The organism is Candidatus Symbiopectobacterium sp. NZEC135 (genome assembly GCF_025962695.1).
Window position 1 is genome coordinate 1 of the sequence record NZ_JAGFPF010000227.1, and the last position, 2,234, is coordinate 2,234.

Here is a 2,234-nt window from a genome sequence, read left to right on the forward strand (position 1 = left end):
CTGTTTGGTAAAGAGAGAGTTATCGAAAAACCAAAAGTGATACCCGCCGAGCCGTGGGCAATGGGATCGAATCCCAAATATAATGCTGTGGAAAAACCGAGTCAGGAGCCCTGGGCGATGGGATCCAACCCGAAACGTTAGAATGATGAGGAAAACGCATGATCAGGATGTTTTTTCAATGGCAATGCTTAATACTGTCAGGAGTGATGATGATGTCTACCGCGAATGCCGCTAATGAACCGTTAAGGGTCCGCAGCGTATTTGATATTAACTCGGCCTTTTGCGCCATCAAGACCAACGGCGTGCTTGGGATGGATAACCGGGATTCAGCAGTTGCCGGGAGAGGATTTGGCTCTTCCAGCACTAACGCATTGTTATTTTTGGAAAATGGAGAAAATGAGATTACTGCCGAAATCGGGGCGTTGGGCTGGTTCTCAAAAGGGAATAACGGTGATGAATCTCGCAGTGTGTTTAAACCGGATGCGAGTTGTAAAGTCGCTTTAACCGCATTTAAAGGTGAACAGTCGAAGGTATTGAGCCAGCTTGCTATCGCGATCGGTCAAGACGGGATTCCCTATGCGCAACCAAGTGAAAAAACGGACGAAGCTGAAGAGGTGTCAGTAATGAAAATTCCTGCACAGCAGATTGAAATGGGACATTTTCCTTCCAATTATCTGATTGATAACTATTTCCCAACTGAGATGAATCTCTATCAATTTACAAAAAAAGTCCATCTTAAAAATATCCCGGAGTGGAAGTGGACAAAAGCCACTCCTTTTACTGGAAAAACCGAGCAAATTCAGGCGTTAAAAATTGCCTATCTCGACCTTTGGCATCTTTTTGCTGAAAAAAATGATGTAAAAATAAAACAATACCTTAATGAATCTTTACAAGCATGGGCGCTCACAACCGGAAATTCTATCGATGAAATATATAACGATCGTGGTTTTAAAAAGGATTTAAAAAACACTTCATTTGAAATTCGCTCTATTAATTGGAATGATTATAAAATTGAAGTGATGAATAAAGGCAGAATGGTGCGGTTTGTTAATAAATCAGACCCTACTATATCTCCTCTTTCTTATACATTCAAAGATGACGATGGAGATAATAGTGTAGGGTATTTTTCTCCTATATTCTCCTTCATCGATGGAAAATTTATTCCTGTTATTTGACCACTATTTACACTGAGGATTGTCGCACGTGCAACGCCGCTAAATTAGGCGATATCGATACCGGGCACGAAAGTCATTCGCCAACCTCTGTCGTAGCAGGTTCTTCTACCGTTAAGGTTGGCTGGCACGCCAAGGCGATCGGGAGATGCCGTTAGCTGTGGCGGAGTCATGATCGGAGGTGGAAGTGTGACGATTGGCTGACTGGCTATGGTGCTTATTGTAGTGATACCCGCCCAGCCCTGGGTGATGGGACCCAATCTGACGTTAGATAAACAAGGAAAGCGCATGATGAGGACGTTGTTTCAATGGAAATGCCTAATACTGCTAGGTGTGATGATGATGTCTACCGCGAATGCCGCTAATGAGTTGTTAAGGATCCGCAGCGTATTCGATATTAACTCGGCGTTTTGTGCCATCAAGACCAATGGTGTTATAGGTCTGGATAACCGTCATTCGGCGGTGGCCGGGAGAGGGTTTGGTTCGTCCAGTACTAACGCATTGTTATTTTTGGAAAATGGAGAGAATGAGATTACTGCTGAAATCGGGGCACTGGGCTGGTTCTCAAAGGAAACTATCGGTGATGAAGCGCGTAAGTCGTTTAAGCCCGATGCGGGTTGTAAAGTTGCTCTAACCGCATTAAAAGGCAAAGAGTCAAAGGTATTAAGCCAACTCACTATTGCTATCGGTAAAGACGGCATTCCTTATGCGCAATCAGGCGGAGAAGAGGACAGCGCTAAAACTGAAAACCTGTCAGTAAAAAAAATCACAGCGCAGGAGGTAAAAAAGGGACATATTCCTGATGATTATTTTAGAGGAAATAAATTCCCTGTCGGAATGGAACTCTATCAGTTTACGCAGAAAGTCAATCTTAGAGGACTCCCAGAGTGGAAATGGACAAAAGCGGCGCCCTTTACTGGGAAACCCGAACAGATCCAGGCGCTAAAGATTGCCTATCTCGATCTCTGGCATCTTTTTGCTGAAAGAAACAATCAGAAAATAAAGAAATACCTTAATGAATCATTGCAAGCGTGGGCTATCTCTACTGGAAACAGCATTGAT

The 2,234-nt window shown here is 43.6% G+C and carries 2 protein-coding genes; both read left to right on the top strand.

Translation table 11 applies throughout. The annotated features are described in order from the left end of the window. The first annotated feature begins 206 nt into the window (after positions 1-206). Positions 207-1,175 (top strand): hypothetical protein, encoded by a 969-nt coding sequence (locus tag J5224_RS25225; protein ID WP_264627949.1) that lies wholly within the window; start codon positions 207-209, stop codon positions 1,173-1,175. 285 nt (positions 1,176-1,460) lie between these two features. Beyond that, a partial coding sequence (locus J5224_RS25230) for a hypothetical protein (protein WP_264627950.1) occupies positions 1,461-2,234 on the top strand: 774 nt, incomplete at its 3' end.